Source organism: Cupriavidus sp. DL-D2 (assembly GCF_039710735.1).
Taxonomy (GTDB): Bacteria; Pseudomonadota; Gammaproteobacteria; order Burkholderiales; family Burkholderiaceae; genus Cupriavidus.
The window spans coordinates 58,000-76,657 of record NZ_JBDKXK010000033.1 but is presented as its reverse complement, the minus strand read 5'-3'; the positions used below and the strand labels follow the sequence as shown (position 1 = coordinate 76,657).

Genomic DNA, 18,658 nt, shown 5'->3' with positions numbered 1-18,658 from the left:
ATATCTGCTGTTTGCATGCCGAAACACCGTTAGGGGGTAAGTCCGATTGACACGCAGAAAAAAAACGGCAGAATGACTCCTCGCATGTGCATCGGCCTGTAGCTGTTATTGCTCCGGTTCGTAGTGGGCAACATGCTTTGGCGGGCAATCAAGCTCATCTGAAATTCAAGGTTGGATATAGCAAATATGGAAACCGGTACCGTTAAGTGGTTCAACGACGCCAAGGGCTTCGGCTTCATCACCCCGGACGCAGGCGGCAACGACCTGTTCGCCCACTTCTCGGCGATTGAAGGCAATGGCTTCAAGTCGCTGAAGGAAGGCCAGAAGGTCCGCTACGTCAAGGCCATGGGCCAGAAGGGCGAGCAAGCCACGAAGATCCAGGCTGTCTAAGTCAGGATTGGCGGGCCGAGTTTCTGGCCTGGGAGCCCCGCTTCGGCGGGGCTTTCTATTTTGTAGAAAAGATAATCGTTGCAATGGATGAAGATCTACCGGCCGGTCGATTTATTCCAAACGATTCAAAAGCGGTGTTCTTTTCGTATTTGCCGGCTCGCGCAGCAAGACATTGCGACGGCCGGGCAGCAACGCCCAGTGCGCGCAACGAACTGGCGCAATGATTCGGTTTTGCGCTGGCGGGGAGCCTTCCTTCCCGGCGTTCTCATGTGCTCAAGGGGCCACACAGCAACAGCAGGGCCAAGTTGCTATAATCGCCCGACTCTGAAAAACCCGAAACCAGGCCGGAAGCCGCACCCATGAGCCTGACCTATAGCGTGCCGAGGAAAAACCGTGGCCGGTACTGAAATCGCAACGCCTGGCCCTGCCGTGTCTGCTGGTAGTTCGTTCCACACGGCCATGCGCATCCTGCCCGTCTCGCAGCGGCAGGCCATGTTCGAGATCTACGCGTTCTGCCGCGCTGTGGATGACATTGCCGACGGCGACACGCAGCATGCCGACCGCCTGGCAGCGCTGGAAGACTGGCGCGCCGACATCGCGGCCTGCTATGCCGGCCAGGCGCCCGCGCACCTGCGCGGCCTCGACGAGCAGATTCAGGCATTCAACCTGCAGCAGCAGGATTTTCATGACGTCATCGACGGCATGATCATGGATGTCGTCGCCACGATCGTTGCACCGGACGCCGCCACGCTGGATATCTATTGCGACCGCGTGGCGAGCGCCGTGGGCCGCCTGGCAGTACGCGTCTTCGGCATCGAAGAGCGCCCGGGCATCGAACTGGCGCACCATCTGGGCCGCGCGCTGCAACTGACCAATATCCTGCGCGATCTCGACGAAGATGCCGAGATCGGGCGGCTCTACCTGCCGGCCGAAGCGCTGGCGGCTGCCGGCATTCCGGTCAGCACGCCGCGTGCGGTGATCGACCATGCCGGTATCGACGCGGTTTGCCGTGGCATTGCCCGCGATGCCCAGGCGCACTACGACGCCTCCACATCGATCATGGCGCGCTGCCCCTCGCGTGTGGTGCGTTCGCCGCGCATCATGTACGACGTCTATCACGAGATCCTGACGCGCCTGCTGGCGCGTGGATGGCAGACGCCGCGCGTGCGTGTGCGCGTTCCCAAGGCCAGGCTCGCTTGGATCGTGCTGCGGCACGCCATCGCCTGACCCCCGTTTGTCGTCGATGCGTGCGGCGCCGGCCGCCGCATCGCCCAGAAAGAAGCGCCCTCAAGATTTGATGAACCAGGCTGCAACGATCACCATTTCCAGGAACGACGCACAGCGCGCCAGCCAGCGCCGTGCCGCCCCATCCACCCTGCCCGATCCGCTGGATGACAGCATCGCGCACGCCGTCGATGCGCTGCTGGCCCAGCAGCAGGCCGATGGCCATTGGGTGTACGAACTCGAGGCCGATGCCACCATTCCGGCCGAGTACATCCTGATGGTCCACTACCTGGGCGAAACACCCGACCTCGTACTCGAAGGCAAGATCGCCAATTACCTGCGCCGCATCCAGGGGACGGACGGCGGCTGGCCGCTGTTCCACGCCGGAGCGCCGGATGTCAGCGCCAGCGTCAAGGCGTACTTCGCACTGAAGATGGCCGGCGACGATCCCGAGGCCGCGCACATGCGCCGCGCGCGCGCCGCCATCCACGCGATGGGCGGCGCCGAGGCCAGTAACGTTTTTACGCGCACGCTGCTCGCACTGTACGGTGTCATGCCGTGGCAGGCGGTGCCGATGATGCCCGTGGAAATCATGCTGTTGCCCGAGTGGTTTCCGTTCCATCTGTCGAAGGTGTCGTACTGGGCGCGCACGGTGGTCGTGCCGCTGCTCGTGCTGAACAGCCTGCGTCCGAAAGCCCGCAACCCGCGCAAGATCGGTATCGACGAACTCTTCCTGCGACCAGCTCAGGCCACGCGGCTGCCGGCGCGCGCGCCGCACCAGAGTCCGCTCTGGGTCACCGTTTTCCGCGCGCTCGATGCCGTGGTGCGCGTGGCCGAACCGCTGTTCCCGCGCCGCATGCGTCAGCGCGCCATCGAGCGCGCACGGGCCTTCACGGTCGAACGGCTCAATGGCGAGGAAGGGCTGGGTGCAATTTTCCCGGCGATGGTCAACTCCGTGATGATGTTCGACGTGCTCGGCGTGCCCGCGAACGACCCGGACCGTGCCATCGCGCGCAAGTCGATCGACAAGCTGCTGGTCATCCGCGATGACGAAGCCTACTGCCAGCCGTGCCTCTCGCCGGTGTGGGATACCTCGCTGGCCAGCCATGCGCTGCTGGAGGTGGGCGAGCCGCGCACCATTGCCGCGGCGTCGCGTGGGCTGGACTGGCTGGTGCCGCTGCAGGAACTGGAGTTGCGCGGCGACTGGACCGTGCGCCGGCCCGACGTACGACCCGGTGGCTGGGCCTTCCAGTACGCCAACCCGCACTACCCCGATGTGGATGACACCGCCGTGGTGGCCGCCGCGATGGATCGCGCCGACCGTGGCGATTGCTCGAACCGCTACACGCCCGCCATTGCACGCGCGTGCGAATGGGTCATCGGCATGCAGAGCGGCAATGGCGGCTGGGGCGCGTTCGAACCTGAGAACACGCATCTCTACCTGAACAACATCCCGTTTGCCGATCACGGCGCGCTGCTGGACCCGCCCACGACCGATGTCTCGGCACGCTGCCTGGCAATGCTGTGCCAGCTCGGCCAGATGCCCGCCAACAGCGAGGCGGCGGCACGCGCGCTGCGCTACGTGCTCGACGAGCAGGAGGCGGACGGTAGCTGGTTCGGCCGCTGGGGCACCAACTATATCTATGGCACGTGGAGCGCGCTGTGCGGCCTGAACGCGGCCGGCATCGGCGCCGATGCGCCCGAGATGCAGCGCGCCGCGCAGTGGCTGGCTTCGATCCAGAACGAAGATGGCGGCTGGGGCGAATCCGGCGACAGCTACAAGCTCGACTATCGCGGCTATGAGAAGGCACCGAGCACGGCGTCGCAGACTGCCTGGGCCATGCTCGGCATGATGGCGGCCGGTGCGGGACATCACCCCTGCGTGGCACGCGGCGTGGAATACCTGCTGCGCACGCAGGCCAGCCATGGTTTCTGGGACGAGCCGTATTTCACCGCCGTGGGATTCCCGCGCGTGTTCTACCTGCGTTATCACGGCTACGCGCGCTTCTTCCCGCTGTGGGCGCTGGCGCGCTTCCGCAACCTGCTGCGCGACGGCAACCACGCCGTGGCGTGGGGACTGTGACCGCCATGGGCACGCCGCAATCGCTCGTCGTGGCGCTCAGCGGCATGGATTTCGAGGCCCGCATTGCAGCGGGGACCGGCGTCGAGACGATGTTCGGCCACCGCGACGTGATGCTGGCCCGCGCGCTGGACATCCGGTTGATGCAGGGCTGCGCCGGGCTGATCAGCTTCGGCGTGGCGGGCGGGCTCGATCCCACGCTGCCGCCCGGCACCGTGATCGTCGGCACCGCCGTACGCAGCGGCGCGCACTCCTTCAGCACGGCTCCCTACTGGACCGCCGCGCTGCGGCGCGCGCTGCCCAACGCCGTCTGCGGCCTGCTGGCCGGTGCCGATGCGGCGGTCACCACCGTCGATGACAAGCGCGCGCTGCACGACGCCCACGGTGCGCTGGCTGTCGATATGGAATCGCATATCGCGGCTCGCGTGGCACACACGCATGGCATTCCGTTCGCCGCGCTGCGCGTGGTGATCGACCCCGCCGACCGCGCCGTGCCGCCGCTGGCCGTGGCCGGCATGGGCGACGATGGCAGCACCGATGTGCGCGCCATCGTGCTGGGCCTGCTCAAGGCACCCAACCAGTTGCCCGGGCTGATCCGCCTGGGCCGCGATGCCGCCACCGCCAAGGCCGCCCTGGCCGACGCCCGCCGCGCTGCGGGTGCCCGGTTCGCGCTGCCTGCGCTTGCGGCTGTCTGATTCGATCCTGACGGCCGTCTGAGGCCGCCTTCCTGTCTTTCCCTCACCCCCAGCCCCTCTCCCGCCTTGCGGGAGAGGGGAGCAAACCCATCAGCTAGAACGATAACCGTCGCTATGCGCTCCCCTCTCCCATGGAAGTGGGAGAGGGGTGGGGGTGAGGGCATGCGGTTCAATTTGCGACCTGTCAGCGATTGCACCGCTGACCCTCTCCCCCAGCCCCTCTCCCGCCTTGCGGGAGAGGGGAGCACACCCCGCAGCTAGAACGATAACCGTCGCGAGGCGCTCCCCTCTCCCATGGAAGTGGGAGAGGGGTGGGGGTGAGGGCATGCGGTTCAATTTGCGACCTGTCAGCGATTGCACCGCTGACCCTCTCCCCCAGCCCCTCTCCCGCCTTGCGGGAGAGGGGAGCAAACCGACAGGGAGCGCTTGCGCCCGCACTTGCCTCCATCTCCCCCGAAATCCCGCTTGACACCACCCCCAAACCCCTCCTAATCTTGCGCCCATGGTTCTTTCTTTAAGACCATTGTTCTATTGTATAGAACTCAAAGATATGGAGACCGCATGACCCGCTTCACGTTCCCGCTGCGTCGCGCCCTGTTTTGCGCCGTGGTTGCAGCCGCGCCAGCCCTGCTTGCCACGCCCGTGGCGCTTGCCGCCGACACCTACCCTGCCCAGCCAATCCGCCTCGTGGTGCCCTTCCCGCCCGCAGGCGGCACCGACGTGCTGTCGCGCGTGGTGTTCAACACGGTTGGCGCTTCGTCCAAGTGGACGGTCGTGGTGGAAAACCGTGCAGGCGCAGGCGGCAACATCGGCCTCGATCTCGTTTCCAAGGCCAAGGCTGACGGCTACACGCTTGGCATGGGCCAGACCGCCAACCTCGCGATCAACCCGACGCTGTATCCGAAGATGCCGTACGACGCGGTCAAGGATTTCGCGCCAGTGGCGCTGGTGGCCGCGCAGCCCGTGGTGCTGATCGTGCGGCAGGACGCCCCGTACAAGTCGCTGGCCGACCTCGTGGCGGCTGCCAAGGCGAAGCAGTTGTCGATGGCCTCGGCCGGCACCGGCACGGTGGGTCACCTGACCGGCGAGATGTTCCAGCGCCGCGCGGGCATCAAGGCGCTGCACGTGCCGTACAAGGGCGCCTCGCCCGCACTGACCGACCTCATGGGCGGCCAGACCGATTTCTATTTCGCCACGCCGCCCATTGCCATGCCGATGATCAAGGCGGGCAAGCTGCGCGCGCTGGCGGTGACTTCCGCCAAGCGCGTGGCGCTGCTGCCGAACGTGCCCACCGTGGCCGAACAGGGCTACGCCGGCTTCCAGGCCGAAGACTGGAAAGCCGTGGTGGCACCGGCCGGCACCTCGCCCGAAGTCATCGCGCGCGTCAACGCGGAAATCAACAAGGCGCTCAAGCAGCGGGCCACCATCGCCAAGCTGCACGACGAAGGCAGCGAACCGCGCGGCGGCACGCCGGCGGAACTGGCCGCCTTCATCAAGAGCGAGAACGCGCACTGGGGCGCCATCGTCAAGGAATCGGGCGCCCGCGTCGATTGAACCCCGACAGGCAAGACACCATGCAAAAGCCGCTTCGCAATATCCGCGTGCTCGACCTCACCAATGTGCTGGCCGGCCCCTTCTGCTGCCACCAGCTGGCCCACATGGGCGCCGAGGTGATCAAGGTGGAAACGCCGGGCACGGGCGACCTCGCGCGCCAGCTCGGCGCCGATCCGGAACTGAACCGGAACCTGATGGGCGTATCGTTCCTGGCGCAGAACCCGGGCAAGCGATCGATCACGATCAACCTCAAGCACGCGCGCGGCAAGGAAGTCTTTCGCAAGCTCGTGGAAGGCGCCGACGTGGTGGTGGAGAACTTCCGTCCCGGCGTGATGACCCGTCTTGGGCTGGGCTTCGACACGCTGAAGACCGTCAACCCCCGTCTGATCTATTGCGCAATCTCGGGCTTCGGACAGGATGGGCCGCTGTCCGACCTGCCGGCGTACGACCAGATCATCCAGGGCATGTCCGGCGTGATGAGCATCACCGGCGATCCACAGAGCGCGCCGCTGCGCGTGGGCTACCCCGTCTCCGACACCATCGGCGGCATGACCGCTGCCTTTGCCATCGCCGCGTCGCTGGCCGACAAGGATCGCACCGAAGGCTACTTCCTCGACGTATCGATGCTCGAAGCCACCATGGCGACGATGGGCTGGCAGGTGTCCAACCACCTGATCGCGAACAAGAACCCCGTGCCGATGGGCAACGAGAACATGACGGCAAGCCCGTCGGGCACGTTCCGCACCGGCCAGGGCCCGCTCAATATCGCCGCCAACAAGCAGGAGCAGTTCGAAGCGGTGTGCCGCGTGATCGGCCGCCCCGAACTCGCCACCGATCCGCGCTTCGCGGAACGGCAGTCCCGCCTGGCCAACCGCGCCGCGCTGACCGCCGAACTCGAAACCGAACTCGCGAAGAAATCCGCCACGGAATGGTGGCAGTTGCTCAACGATGCCGGTGTGCCCGCCGGCCCGGTGCTCGATGTGCCCGACGTGCTGGCCCATCCGCAGGTACGTGATCGCGGCATGATCGGCGCGTTCGCCAATGTGCCCGGCGTGGGGCGCGATATCCGACTGGTGCGCACGGGCTTCAAGGTCAACGGCACGGCGCCGTCGGTGGATACCCCGCCGCCGCAACTGGGCCAGCACACTGACGCCATCCTCCACGAACTCGGCTACGGCGCCGATGACATTGCCACCTTGAAACAGGAGCGCGCGCTATGAGCGACACCCCAACCTCTTCGACTGTGGCAATGGACGCCGGTCAGCAGGCATCGCAGGACTGGTGGCACACGCAGATCATCGACATGAAGCCGGGCGAGATCCGCTATCGCGGCTATCCGATCGAGCAACTGATCGGCAACGTCTCCTTCGCGCAGATGATCTGGCTGATGCTGCGGGGCGAGTTGCCGGCCCCGCGCGAGGGCGAATTGCTCGACGCCGCGCTGATGGCCGCCGTCGACCATGGCCCACAGGCGCCCAGCATCGCCATTGCGCGCATGGCCGCCACCTGTGGCGTGGGTCTCAACAACGCGATGGCCTCAGCCGTCAACGTGCTCGGCGATGTGCATGGCGGGGCGGGCGAGCAAGCCGTGGCGCTCTATCACGACATTGCGCGCCGTGAAGACGAAGGCATGACGCTCGCCGATGCCGTGACTGCCGGCCTGGCGGACTATCGCGACCTGCACGGCAAGTTCGTGTCGGGCTTCGGCCATCGCTTCCACCCCATCGATCCCCGCGCGCCGCGCTTGCTGGAACTGGTGGATCAGGCTGCCTGCGATGGCGTGGTGTCGGGTCGATATGCAGCCATCGCCCGCGCCGTGGAACAGAAGCTCGGCGAAGGCCGCGCAAAGCCGATCCCGATGAACATCGACGGCGCCACGGCGGTCATCTACGCGGAACTCGGCTTCCCTGCCCCGCTGGCGCGCGGACTGTTCTGCCTGTCGCGCTCGGTGGGCATCCTGTCGCACGCATGGGAACAGACCCAGCAAGGCGGCCGCAACAAGGGCCCGATTCCGCGTCAGTTCATCTGGACGTACGACGGGGTGGCGCAAAGGGATGTACCGGGTCGAGAAACCGGTCGTTAATGAAAATCCCGGCTCGACACCAGTAATCGGCCGAGCAGCGGACTCATGTCGACCAGCTCCTCGGCCACCAGGTGTCGCACGTCGCCCTGCCGCTGCCAGGTGCCGATGACGCCGAGCAGCGTGGCGCCGAGCACCTCCTTGCGCTGGCTTTCCACGAGTCCCGGCCAGATGATCACGTTGATCGCGCCGGTTTCATCCTCGATCGAAGTGAAGATGGTGCCCTTGGCCGTGCCGGGGCGTTGCCGCACCGTGACGATGCCGCAGGCGCGCACGCGGCGGCCATTGCCGATGCGCGTCAACTGCTCCGCCGTGATGTACTTCAGCGCGGCCAGCCGGCGCCGTAGCAGTGTCAGCGGATGGCATTTCAGTGAGAGGCCCGTACTGGCGTAGTCGCCGGCCACGTCCTCGCCGATCTTTGGCGCGGCCAGTTCCAGTTCGCGTTCGGGTGGCGGCGCTTCGTGGAGCAAATCGCGATGCGAGGTCTGCACCACGGCTGCGCGCGCCTGCCAGCGGGCTTGCCGACGATGACCGGCCAGTGCACGCAACGCATCGGCAGCGGCCAACACGTCGATATCGTGGGCATCAAGTTCAGCGCGACGGGCGAGGTCTTCCACACTGTCGAACGGTTGCGCGGCCCGTGCGGCCTCGATGCGCAGCGCGGCGGTTTCGCGCATCCCCTTCACGCGATTCATGCCCAGCCGCACATCGCGATGCGGCTGCCTCGGCCGGCGCGGCTCCAGTGCGCTTTCCCAGTTGCTGATCGTCACATCTACGGGCTGTGTCACCACGCCATGGCGCCGCGCGTCCTGCACCAGTTGCGAGGCCGAGTAGAAGCCCATCGGCTGGCTGTCGAGCAGCGCGCATAGGAACGCGTCGGGGTAATGGCACTTGATCCACGCACTCACATAGACGAGCTTGGCGAAGCTGGCGGCATGGCTTTCCGGAAAACCGTATTCGCCAAATCCCTCCACCTGCCGGCAGATGCCGATGGCGAATGCCTCGGGATAGCCGTGCGACGTCAGTCCGCGCATCAATGCATCCTGATGCTTTTCCAATCCGCCCTTGCGTCGCCATGCGGCCATCGAGCGACGCAACTGATCGGCCTGCCCTGGCGTGAAACCGGCTGCATCGATGGCCAGTTGCATCACCTGTTCCTGAAAAATCGGGATGCCCAGCGTACGGCCCAGCACACGCCGGATCACATCGTCGAAGTAGGTCGGCAGCTTGCCCGTGCGGCGCAGATCCTCGCGCCGCTTCAGGTACGGATGCACCATGCCCCCCTGGATCGGGCCGGGCCGCACGATGGCCACTTCCACCACCAGGTCGTAGTACTGGCGCGGCTGCAAACGCGGCAGCATCGACTGCTGCGCGCGCGATTCGATCTGGAACACGCCGACGGTATCCGCCTTGCAGATCATGTCGTAGGTCTTGTCGTCGGTCTCGGGCAGGTCTTCCATGCGCGTGGGCAGGCCGGCGCGTTCGGGTTCCGGGTTCGGGATCATCGCCAGCGCGCGACGGATGGCGGTCAGCATGCCCAGCGCCAGCACATCCACCTTGAGCAGACCCAGCGACTCCAGATCGTCCTTGTCCCACTGGATCACGCTGCGATCCTTCATCGCCGCGTTCTCGATGGGCACCAGCCGCGACAGCTTGTGCTGTGCGATCACGAACCCACCCACGTGCTGCGACAGATGACGCGGAAAGCCGCGCAACTGTTCCGTCAGACTGGCCCATTGCTGCACCGCCACCGAATCCGGATCGAGCCCATAGCGCGAAATCCGTTCGATAAATGCCGTGCCGCCATCCCACCATGCCTGCCCCTTGACCACCTGTTCCACCACGCTCGCATCGATGCCGAGCGCGCGCCCCACGTCGCGCAACGCGCTGCGCGAGCGGTACGAGATCAGCGACGCGGCCAGCGCAGCGCGATGGCGCCCGTACTTCCTGTAGATGTACTGGATGACTTCCTCGCGCCGCTGATGCTCGAAATCCACGTCGATATCGGGCGGCTCGTCGCGCTCGCGCGAAAGAAAGCGGCCGAACAGCAGGTTGGCCTGCTCCGGACTGACCTCGGTGATATGCAGGCAGTAGCAGACCAGCGAGTTGGCGGCCGAGCCGCGCCCCTGGCACAGGATGCCCTCGCGCCGCGCAAAGCGCACGATGTCATGCACGGTCAGGAAGAACGGCTCGTAGTGTTTCTCCTCGATCAGCTGCAACTCGCCTTCGATCTGTGTTTCCCACTCGGGCTCCATGCCGTGCGGGAACCGTTCGCGAATCCCCTTCTCGACTTCCGCGCGCAGATAGCCGATTGGCGTATAGCCGGCCGGCACGATTTCCTCGGGATACTCGTAGCGCAGCGTGTCGAGCGAGAAGCGGCACTGTGCGGCGATGCGGAGTGTCTGCGCCAGCGCCTCGCGCGGATAGAGCCGCGACAGCACCTGCCGCATGCGCAGGTGTGCTTCGGCATTGGGTGCGAGCGCCATGCCGCACTGGGGCAGCGGCTGGCCGATCCGGATCGCGGTCAGCACATCGGCCAGCGGCTTGCGCGAACGCACATGCATGTTCACGGCGCCGGCCGCCACGAGCGGTAGGCCGGTCTCCTGCGACACCTCCTGCAAGCGCGTGCGATGGAGCGCTTCGGCATGGCCTTGCAATAGTTCGAGCCCCATCCAGACGCGATCGCCGAAGACGTTGCGGCACCAGCGCGCCTGTGCGCGCAGCACGTCGGTATCGGCGCAGTAGTCGGGCAACAGGATCGCCAGACAATCGGGCATGCCGCGCAAGTGGGACTGGTCGGGTTGCGGATCAGAGAGATCGGACGGATGCAGCCGATAGCTGCCCTTCTCCGCGCGCGTGCGGCCCAGCGTGATGAACTCGCAGAGATTGCCGAACCCTTCGCGGTTGCAGGCCAGCAGCACGAGGCGTGGCGGCGGCACGGTATCGCCGGGCGCTGCCGCCAGCGTGAAGCGGCTGCCGATGATCAGGTTGAAGTCATCGGCGGCGGCGGCCAGCGTCTCCAGCATGGCGTGGCGGCGCACGGCGGCATCGGGATCGTGGCCGAAACCGGCCGGATCACCATCGTCATCCTCCTCGGCTTCGTCGTCATCCTCATTGGCCAAGAAGGCTGCGAGTTCATCCACCTCGTCGCTCTCCCCCGCCGTCTGCCCCGCCGCCAGACGCCGCGCGCTGCGCGCGACGGCTTCCCACATTTCCTCGCGCAACGTCTTGATGGCGTGATGCGCGCGCGCCGTGCCCGCCACGGAACACTCGTCGGTCAGCGCCAGCCCGCTATAGCCAAGCTGGAACGCGCGCTCGATCAGCTCCTGCGGATGCGAGGCGCCATCGAGAAACGTGAAGTTGGAAATGCAGTGCAGCTCCACGTAGTCGGGCAGAGACGGCAGCAGCGAAGACAATCCGGGCAGCATGGCGATCCTTCCCGGCGCTCAGGCGAACAGGCCGTGCAGGAACCAGCGGTATTCGCCGCCGTCTTCCTGCCCGTCGCGCGTGGGGCGACCCGGCCGTTCGCGATAGACCCAGCAGCGCAGCCCATCCTCACGCTCGGCGATGAAGTAGTCCCGCGTGGCCAGCCCACCGTCCCACCATCCTGCTTCGATACGTTCGGGACGCGTCAGCATCACCAGCGGCCCCTGGTACACGGGTCGATGCTTCTCCACGCGCAGCGCACGGGGCGACTCCAGCAGCCAGAGCGGACGCTCGGGCGGCAACGGCCCCGACGCGCGCGCGGAAGGCCGGGCCGGTGGCTCGTCCACGGGACACCAGCGGTTGGCGCTTTCGGGGCGATGGTCGGCCAGCGGATGCGGCTGCAGCACGTTGTCGCGCCCGAGTCGCGCCACGAGCGTATCGATCAGGCGGCCCAATTCGGCCGGCTCAGCGCCCGGATCGGGAAACAGCGCATCGCTCTGCGGCACGCAGGTTTCCATCGTCTCCACGCGCAGCCCCAGACCACCTACCGGCGCATGGAAATGCACCTTGTCGAGCTTCTCGCGGAACAGCTTGGAGAGATGCGCGGCGTCACGGCTCGGCTGCGCCAGCGCGAGTGTTACCGGCGTGGTGTCCATCTGCTCGCCCAGCCGGTAGCGTTCGTGTTCGAGCACCAGCACGCAGCGGGTGACCCCGGCCTGCTGCGCGGCCAGCCAGCCCGACAGCGCCAGCAGCAGCCGCTGCGCGCCGGCCAGCACGCCGTCGACGGATTCGATGCGCCCCGGCAGGTCCATCCGTTGTGCGAACGTGGGCGGCGCCTCGAACCAGACAAAGCCGGTGGGCGTCTGGTCATACGCCTCGTCGAGCCGCGCCAGCAGCCCCGTGCCGAGCCGGCGCGACACCCCCGCGCGCGGCAGCGCCCGCACCTGCCCCAGCGTGCGGCAGCCGATACCTTCGAGCCACTCGGGATCGGCCAGCGCATGCAGGCAATCCACGGGCAGGCGATCGAGCAGCCGCAGCATGCGCGCAGGCTGCACCGCACGCCGCGCGGGCCGCACGATGCCGCGCGCAGTCTTGCGCACCGGCTGGCGCGCGAGCCAGGCCGCGCCCTGGGCCGTGGTGCCGCTGCCAATCTGCGCGAACGTGCCGAGCTGCCGCACACGGGCGCGCACCGCGCGGCACAGCGCACGATGGCCGCCGAACAGGCGCAGGCTGGCCGTGACGTCGAGCATCACCGTGGCCGACTCCGGTTCGGGATCGATCGTCACGCCCGGCGTGAAATGGAGCAGCGTCAGCGCCACCGAGGTCATCAGCGCTGCCTCGGCCACGAGATCGCGTTCGAGCTGCACCACATCCGCAGACAACGCCTGCACGCCGCCGCGCCGCATGCCATAGCCCACGCCCAGCGCCACGGCCGGGCCGTTGGCCAGCACCACGCGCTCGCGCTCCAGCACCGCCACCGGAAGCTGATGCAGCGTGCCGGTGACGGGGCTGGAAGGACTCGGCGGCTGGGAGACCGCGCCGGCTGGCTCAGGCCAGTTCGGCTGCAGCGCGTCCAGCGGCAGGCGCGGCAGATGCACCGCGATCCAGAACGTCATCGGCAACAACATGAGAAGGAACGACAGAAGGAACAGCAGGAGCAGGAACCACCGCCGGCAGGCCCGTGCGCTGCGGCACATGCGCCATGCCTTCCAGCGGCAGCAGCAGCGGCGTATCGCGAACCGGACCGCGCCGCTTGTGGAACACGATCGACATCAGGTTGCCCGGCTGCGGCGACAGCGCCAACCGCAGCACCGCTGGCGACGATTCGTGCAGCACGCGCATCGGGCGCAGCACCCACACCACGGTATCGCCAGCCTGCGCCAGCACCTGCAGGCGCCGCAGCGCCTCGGGCCGTGCACCGGCCAGCCAGACCAGCAGCGCACCGAACGCCTGGCTGCGCAGCATCTGCTCGGCGGCCCAGAGCATGTCCGTGCGCTGCGCAGCCATCGTCGCGCCCGTGGTAGGGCGCACCCAGTAGAGATGACGTGCCGGCAGGCCCTCGGCCAGCCCCGATGCCAGACCCGCGGCATTCGGCAGGTAAGGCGGATTGACGAAGCCGATGCGCCGCCCGCTTTCGGCCAGCGTGCGCAGCGCCGGCATCAGCAGCCGCAGCTCGCCCGCGCCCTCCTGCGCCAGCAGCAACTCGGTCACGGCGCCCGCCGGCCACCCGCCGCCCGGCAACTCGGCGGTCAGGGCGTCATAGCCGGTCGGGCAGACCGGCAAGCGGCCGGCATGGCCCAGCTGGCCCGCGCGCCACAGGCCGGGATAGCGATGTTCGAGTTCGCGCACCGACTGGCGATGCACGGAAGAAGATGGGGGCACAGGGTCCGCCGCCAGAAGCGACGGCTGCTCCTGCAGGGGCGCAGCCATGATGCATAGGATTTTGTCGAATACTGTATGTTTATACAGTATCGCCACCGATGCAAGAGGCAGGCTCCCGATGTGCTGCAAATGGCATTTTCAAAACGATGTTTGCGCGTCTGCCACAGTCCGGCCCCGGCGAATGCAAACAACTGTGAAGTGTCATTGTGAAGTGTCAGGCAGTACGGAACAATGCGTTGCTATGAAACGGAATACGCGCGAATGCGTGCATCTGCTGATCGAAGGAATGCAGCGCCAGGGGCCATTGCGCCGCGATGCGCTGGCTGACGCCTGCGGCTTGAGCGCCGAGGAAACCACGCGCGCCCTGAAAGCCGCACGGCAGATGAGCGTGATCGACCACGTACCCTACGGCCCCGGCACCCCGCCGGCCGCCGTCTTCTACCAGCTGACCGGCCGCCAACTGCCGGCCGCCCGCAAGAGCACGCGCGTCCCGCCCGCCCCCGATGACCGCTTCCAGCCGCTGCTGGAAGCGTGGTGGAACAGCAGCGAACTGGACCGGGCCTGATTCTCGGTCCTCGGTCCTCGGTCCGCCCTTCCCTACCTTTACTTTTCCCTTCGATACCGCGCCTGCATGATCTGCGTCCACTGACCGTCGTCGCCCTGCATGAACGAGGTGAGCGTGCGGTTGTCGTCGTCCTGGAACGCGATCACGTCGCGGTACTTGGCCATCTTGCCTGCCACCACGGTGCCTTCCGGCGTGAAGGCCGGGCCGTCGGCGCGTAGTGTCAGCGTGCGGCCATCGGCTTCGAGGTCGCCTTCGTAGACCCACAGGTGGGTCATCATCGAGCCGATGAAGGTACCCACGAAGTGCTTGCGGGCCGGATCGTAGCCCAGCGTCATCAGCGTCGTGGCCGGGCCGCAGCCCGGGAAATCGCCTTCGGAGCGCGTCTGCACCCAGACGTCGCCGATCTGGGTGACCTGCTCGGGAATCTTCCATTTCTCGGCTGGCGCATCAGGGCCCATCTGGGCCTCGCCCTCCGCAATCCACTTGCCTACCAGCTTGTGCAGCCAGCGATGTTCGTTGGTGACTTCGGTGTTCATGCAACGTCTCCTCGGTTAATGTGTACAACGTACACAAGACTAGGAAACGATCCCGCCGGTGTCCACATGAATCGGTCCACATGACAGAAATGTCATGTGGACCGGGGCGTCTTCCAACTACTGAGGGAGGCGGATTTTCGGGACGATGAACTGGTTGCCGGGCGCGCGCATGACATCGCACTGGACGTCGCCCTTGCGGGCCTCGCCGGCCTGGTTCACGAACTCCACCGCGCCCACCACGCTGTAGACGTCCTCCGCCACGCGGCGCGTGGTGCTGGCCGTCCAGCGAAACTGGTCGGGATGGGGCATCTTGGCCTTGACCGCCTGCATGCAGGCGAACGGCGCCTCGGGTGCTTCGGGGCGGCCGCCGCGCTGGCCGAGTTCGGTGTTGGTGGAACCGTCGGGACCGGGGGCCGAGGCGGATGCGGCCGATGCCAGTGCCGGCATCGCCAGAGACATCACGAAAGCGACAGACGCCGCCAACCCGCGACGCGTTTGCGTTGTCATGGTGAACACTCCAGAACAAAAAAACGGCCGGCACGCGCGATGCATGCCGGCCGTCCGCCATTGTAATGCGGCTACCTGATCGACATCACATCATCGGCATCACACCGACATGTCGCGCGACTCCGGCTTGCGGTCGTCGAACCAGCGATACAGCACCGGCACCATCACCAGCGTCAGCAGCGTCGACGTGATCAGCCCGCCGATCACCACCACGGCCAGCGGACGCTGCACCTCGGAGCCCGGTCCCGTCGAGAACAGGAACGGCACCAGGCCCAGCATCGCAATGGTGGCGGTCATCATCACCGGCCGGAAGCGCTGCGTGGCACCGCGCACCACGGCATTGCGCAGCGACATGCCGGACTCCCGCAACGTGCGGATATACGACACCAGCACCACCCCGTTGAGCACCGCCATGCCCCATAGCGCGATAAAGCCCACCGATGCCGGCACGGACAGATACTCGCCCGTGACAAACAGCCCGATGATGCCGCCGATCGATGCAAACGGCAGCACCGTGATGATCAGCGTGGCGTACCGCAGCGAGTTGAACAGCAGGAACAGCAGGAAGAAGATCGCGGCGATGGTGATCGGCACGATGATCTTCAGGTGGCCCATGGCGCGTTCCATGTTCTGGAACTGGCCGCCCCACTCGTAGTAGTAGCCTTCCGGCAGCTTGACCTTGGCTTCGGTCGCGGCCTGCAGTTCGGCCACAAAGCCGCCCAGGTCACGATCCTTCACGTTGATCATCACCACCACTCGGCGCTTGGCCATTTCGCGGCTGATCTGCGCCGGGCCATCGCTGACCTCGATCTTGGCCACGCTCTGCAGCGGCACCTGCACGCCGTCCGGCGCCTGCACCAGCAGTTGGCGGATGGCCTGCACGTTGTTGCGGAACTCTTCGGGCAGGCGCACCGCCGCCGCAAAGCGGCGCTCGCCTTCGAAGATATCCGTGGCGCGCTTGCCGCCGATGGCGATCTCGATGATGTCGTGGATGTCCGACACGTTCAGCCCGTAACGCGCAATCGCCGCACGGTCGATCTCGATGGACAGGTACTGCTGCCCCGAGATCCGCTCCAGCCGGATATCCTGCGAGCCCTTGATGCCACCCGCCACGCGGGCAATCTCGCCTGCCAGCTCGCGCAGTTTGTCGAGGTCGTCGCCGAAGATCTTCACGGCGATATCCGAGCGCACGCCGCTGACCATTTCGTCCACGCGGTCCGAGATCGGCTGCGCCATCACGATCTGCACGCCCGGAATGGTGGCGAGCTTCTCGCGGATGGCATTGGCGATATCGTCCTGCGTCCAGCCATCGGGCCACTCGTCGCGGTCCTTGAGGCTGGCAATCGGCGTCGATTCGTTCTGGCCCTGCGGGTCAGCCGGGCTTTCGCCGCGGCCCACGCCGGACACCACCGACTTCACGCCCGGCACTTCCAGCACCATCTTGTTGGCGAGCTTCTCCATCTTGATCGATTCCTCGAGCGAGATGTTGGGCACGCGGTCGATGGCGGGCACGATCGATCCTTCCTTCATTTCCGGAATGAACGACGTACCGAGCATCGGCACGATCATCACGGTGGCCACGAACAGGCCCACCGCCGACAGCACCGTCTTCTTGCTGTTGGCCAGCGCCCAGTGCAGCATGCGCAGGTAGTGGCGCTTCATGAACGCAATCAGCCACGTGTCATGCTCGGCGCCGCCCTTGAGCAGATACGAGGACAGCACCGGCGACAGCGTCAGCGACAGGAACAGCGAGATGGCCAGCGCGATCGAGATCGTGAAGGCCAGCGGCGCGAACATCTTGCCTTCCATGCCCTGCAGCGTCATCAGCGGCAGGAACACCAGGATGATGATGCCCACGCCCACCACCACCGGCGTGGCCACTTCCTGCACGGCCTTGACCAGAATCTCGGTCTTGGTCAGGCCGCTCTTCTCGGCATGCCCCAGCCGCTCGAACGCGTTCTCTACCACCACCACCGATCCATCGACCATGAGGCCGATGGCAATCGCCAGCCCCCCGAGCGACATCAGGTTGGCGGAGAGCCCCATCCGGTTCATGACGATGAACGTCAGTAATGGCGTGAGCACCAGCGTAGCCAGCACGATGATCGACGAGCGCACGTCCCCGAGGAACAGGAACAGGATGATCACCACCAGCACCACGCCTTCGAGCAGCACCTTGGTCACGGTCCACAGCGCCGAATCCACCAGTTCGCTACGGTCGTAGTACGGCACGATCTGCAGGCCGCCCGGGATCATGCCGCGCTCGTTGATCTCCGCCACGCGCTTCTTCACGCGGCTGACCACTTCCTTGGCATTGCCGCCGCGCATCATCATCACGATGCCGCCCACGGATTCGGTCTGGCCATTCTTGACCAGCGCACCCTGACGCACCTCGTGCCCGATCTCCACGCGCGCCACATCGCGCAGGTAGACCGGCGTGCCGTTGACCTCCTTGAGCACGATGCTCTCGATGTCAGGCACGCCCTTGGCCAGGCCCACGCCGCGGATCAGGTACTGCTCCGCGTAGTGCGGCAGCACGCCGCCGCCCGAGTTGGCGTTGTTGCGCGCCAGTGCCTGGTAGACCTGCTGGATGCTCACGCCGTAGTGGCGCATGCGCTCCGGGTTGACCAGTGCCTGGTACTGCCGCACGAAGCCGCCCTGCGAGTTGATTTCGGCCACGCCGGGAATCGAGCGCAGCAGCGGACGCACCACCCAATCCTGGGCGATGCGGCGCTCCGAGAGTTCTTCCTGCGTCAGTTCGCGGTTGCCGTCACTGGGCAGATCAAGCGTGTACTGGTAGACCTCGCCCAGACCCGTGGAGACGGGGCCGAGCACCGGCGCCACGCCCTCGGGCATACGCCCGCCCACCTCGATCAGCCGCTCCATGACGAGCTGCCGCGCAAAGTAGACGTCGGTCTTGTCCGTGAACACGAGCGTGATCAGCGACAGGCCCGCCTTGTTCAGCGAGCGCATCTCTTCCAGGCCCGGCAGGCCGGTCATGGACATTTCGATGGGCACGGTGACGAAGCGCTCCACTTCCTCGGGCGAACGGCCGGTGGCTTCCGTGGCGATCTGCACCTGGACGTTGGTCACGTCCGGGAAAGCATCCACCGACAGCTTGCCAGCGGCCCGCAGGCCGAAGAAGAACAGCACCACCGCCAGCACGCACACCACCAGCCGCTGCTTGATTGCGGCTTCAACAAGCGATGTCATCATGGC

General features: G+C 66.3%; 14 protein-coding genes. 8 read left to right on the top strand and 6 right to left on the bottom strand.

The features are described from left to right. Nucleotides 1-186: 186 nt before the first annotated feature. The 7 genes from ABDB81_RS18400 to ABDB81_RS18370 all read left to right on the top strand — a co-directional run bounded on the left by ABDB81_RS18400 (nt 187) and on the right by ABDB81_RS18370 (nt 8,026). A complete protein-coding gene (locus tag ABDB81_RS18400; RefSeq protein WP_039009350.1) occupies nt 187-390 on the top strand; it encodes a cold-shock protein in 204 nt (67 codons plus the stop codon). Nucleotides 391-783: 393 nt separating this feature from the next. Further along, the gene (hpnD, locus tag ABDB81_RS18395) at nt 784-1,617 is read left to right on the top strand and encodes a presqualene diphosphate synthase HpnD (RefSeq protein ID WP_137927853.1); all 834 of its coding nucleotides are present in this window, start codon (nt 784-786) and stop codon (nt 1,615-1,617) included. A gap of 70 nt (nt 1,618-1,687) precedes the next feature. After that, nucleotides 1,688-3,697 carry a squalene--hopene cyclase gene (gene shc / locus ABDB81_RS18390; protein WP_137927854.1) on the top strand — a complete coding sequence of 670 codons (2,010 nt, stop codon included), beginning with the start codon at nt 1,688-1,690 and terminating at the stop codon, nt 3,695-3,697. Nucleotides 3,698-3,702: 5 nt separating this feature from the next. Continuing rightward, nucleotides 3,703-4,389: a phosphorylase gene (locus ABDB81_RS18385; protein ID WP_346812741.1), complete on the top strand. Its 687-nt coding sequence runs from the start codon at nt 3,703-3,705 to the stop codon at nt 4,387-4,389. A 561-nt stretch (nt 4,390-4,950) separates the two neighbouring features. Next, nucleotides 4,951-5,943, top strand: coding sequence for a tripartite tricarboxylate transporter substrate binding protein (locus tag ABDB81_RS18380; RefSeq protein WP_346812738.1), 993 nt, complete (start codon nt 4,951-4,953; stop codon nt 5,941-5,943). A 20-nt stretch (nt 5,944-5,963) separates the two neighbouring features. After that, nucleotides 5,964-7,163, top strand: coding sequence for a CaiB/BaiF CoA-transferase family protein (locus ABDB81_RS18375; RefSeq protein WP_346812735.1), 1,200 nt, complete (start codon nt 5,964-5,966; stop codon nt 7,161-7,163). Beyond that, complete coding sequence (locus ABDB81_RS18370) at nt 7,160-8,026, top strand: citryl-CoA lyase (RefSeq protein WP_346812733.1); 867 nt, start codon at nt 7,160-7,162, stop codon at nt 8,024-8,026. The genes ABDB81_RS18375 and ABDB81_RS18370 overlap by 4 nt, the downstream gene beginning before the upstream one ends. On the opposite strand, the gene ABDB81_RS18365 is transcribed toward ABDB81_RS18370, so the two are convergent. Genes ABDB81_RS18365 through imuA form a run of 3 tightly spaced genes read right to left on the bottom strand, consistent with a single transcriptional unit; the run spans nt 8,023 to nt 13,879 of the window. Further along, entirely contained in the window at nt 8,023-11,451 is a 3,429-nt protein-coding gene (locus ABDB81_RS18365) for an error-prone DNA polymerase (RefSeq protein WP_346812730.1), read from the bottom strand. The genes ABDB81_RS18370 and ABDB81_RS18365 overlap by 4 nt on opposite strands. A gap of 18 nt (nt 11,452-11,469) precedes the next feature. Beyond that, nucleotides 11,470-13,065 carry a DNA polymerase Y family protein gene (locus tag ABDB81_RS18360; RefSeq protein ID WP_346812728.1) on the bottom strand — a complete coding sequence of 532 codons (1,596 nt, stop codon included), beginning with the start codon at nt 13,063-13,065 and terminating at the stop codon, nt 11,470-11,472. Then, nucleotides 12,998-13,879, bottom strand: a complete 882-nt coding sequence (imuA, locus tag ABDB81_RS18355) for a translesion DNA synthesis-associated protein ImuA (RefSeq protein ID WP_160474023.1) — start codon at nt 13,877-13,879, stop codon at nt 12,998-13,000. Before imuA ends, ABDB81_RS18360 begins: the two co-directional genes overlap by 68 nt. A gap of 193 nt (nt 13,880-14,072) precedes the next feature. Here imuA and ABDB81_RS18350 point away from each other — a divergent pair, with 193 nt between their 5' ends. Then, complete coding sequence (locus ABDB81_RS18350) at nt 14,073-14,396, top strand: hypothetical protein (protein ID WP_160474024.1); 324 nt, start codon at nt 14,073-14,075, stop codon at nt 14,394-14,396. A 38-nt stretch (nt 14,397-14,434) separates the two neighbouring features. On the opposite strand, the gene ABDB81_RS18345 is transcribed toward ABDB81_RS18350, so the two are convergent. The 3 genes from ABDB81_RS18345 to ABDB81_RS18335 all read right to left on the bottom strand — a co-directional run bounded on the left by ABDB81_RS18345 (nt 14,435) and on the right by ABDB81_RS18335 (nt 18,655). Further along, complete coding sequence (locus tag ABDB81_RS18345) at nt 14,435-14,932, bottom strand: DUF1579 domain-containing protein (protein ID WP_137926752.1); 498 nt, start codon at nt 14,930-14,932, stop codon at nt 14,435-14,437. Between the two features lie 117 nt (nt 14,933-15,049). After that, entirely contained in the window at nt 15,050-15,439 is a 390-nt protein-coding gene (locus ABDB81_RS18340) for a DUF2880 domain-containing protein (protein WP_346812724.1), read from the bottom strand. A gap of 99 nt (nt 15,440-15,538) precedes the next feature. After that, nucleotides 15,539-18,655: an efflux RND transporter permease subunit gene (locus tag ABDB81_RS18335; RefSeq protein ID WP_137926754.1), complete on the bottom strand. Its 3,117-nt coding sequence runs from the start codon at nt 18,653-18,655 to the stop codon at nt 15,539-15,541. Nucleotides 18,656-18,658: the final 3 nt, after the last annotated feature.

Excerpts from the sequence above, each read along its gene's own strand:
- ABDB81_RS18365 (WP_346812730.1), bottom strand. The coding sequence starts at position 11,451 with ATGCTGCCCGGATTGTCTTCGCTGCTGCCGTCTCTGCCCGACTACGTG.
- ABDB81_RS18335 (WP_137926754.1), bottom strand. The coding sequence starts at position 18,655 with ATGATGACATCGCTTGTTGAAGCCGCAATCAAGCAGCGGCTGGTGGTG.
- ABDB81_RS18350 (WP_160474024.1), top strand. The coding sequence starts at position 14,073 with ATGAAACGGAATACGCGCGAATGCGTGCATCTGCTGATCGAAGGAATG.
- shc (WP_137927854.1), top strand. The coding sequence starts at position 1,688 with ATGAACCAGGCTGCAACGATCACCATTTCCAGGAACGACGCACAGCGC.
- ABDB81_RS18340 (WP_346812724.1), bottom strand. The coding sequence starts at position 15,439 with ATGACAACGCAAACGCGTCGCGGGTTGGCGGCGTCTGTCGCTTTCGTG.
- ABDB81_RS18385 (WP_346812741.1), top strand. The coding sequence starts at position 3,703 with ATGGGCACGCCGCAATCGCTCGTCGTGGCGCTCAGCGGCATGGATTTC.
- ABDB81_RS18400 (WP_039009350.1), top strand. The coding sequence starts at position 187 with ATGGAAACCGGTACCGTTAAGTGGTTCAACGACGCCAAGGGCTTCGGC.
- ABDB81_RS18375 (WP_346812735.1), top strand. The coding sequence starts at position 5,964 with ATGCAAAAGCCGCTTCGCAATATCCGCGTGCTCGACCTCACCAATGTG.
- ABDB81_RS18370 (WP_346812733.1), top strand. The coding sequence starts at position 7,160 with ATGAGCGACACCCCAACCTCTTCGACTGTGGCAATGGACGCCGGTCAG.
- ABDB81_RS18360 (WP_346812728.1), bottom strand. The coding sequence starts at position 13,065 with ATGACGTTCTGGATCGCGGTGCATCTGCCGCGCCTGCCGCTGGACGCG.
- imuA (WP_160474023.1), bottom strand. The coding sequence starts at position 13,879 with ATGGCTGCGCCCCTGCAGGAGCAGCCGTCGCTTCTGGCGGCGGACCCT.
- ABDB81_RS18345 (WP_137926752.1), bottom strand. The coding sequence starts at position 14,932 with ATGAACACCGAAGTCACCAACGAACATCGCTGGCTGCACAAGCTGGTA.
- ABDB81_RS18380 (WP_346812738.1), top strand. The coding sequence starts at position 4,951 with ATGACCCGCTTCACGTTCCCGCTGCGTCGCGCCCTGTTTTGCGCCGTG.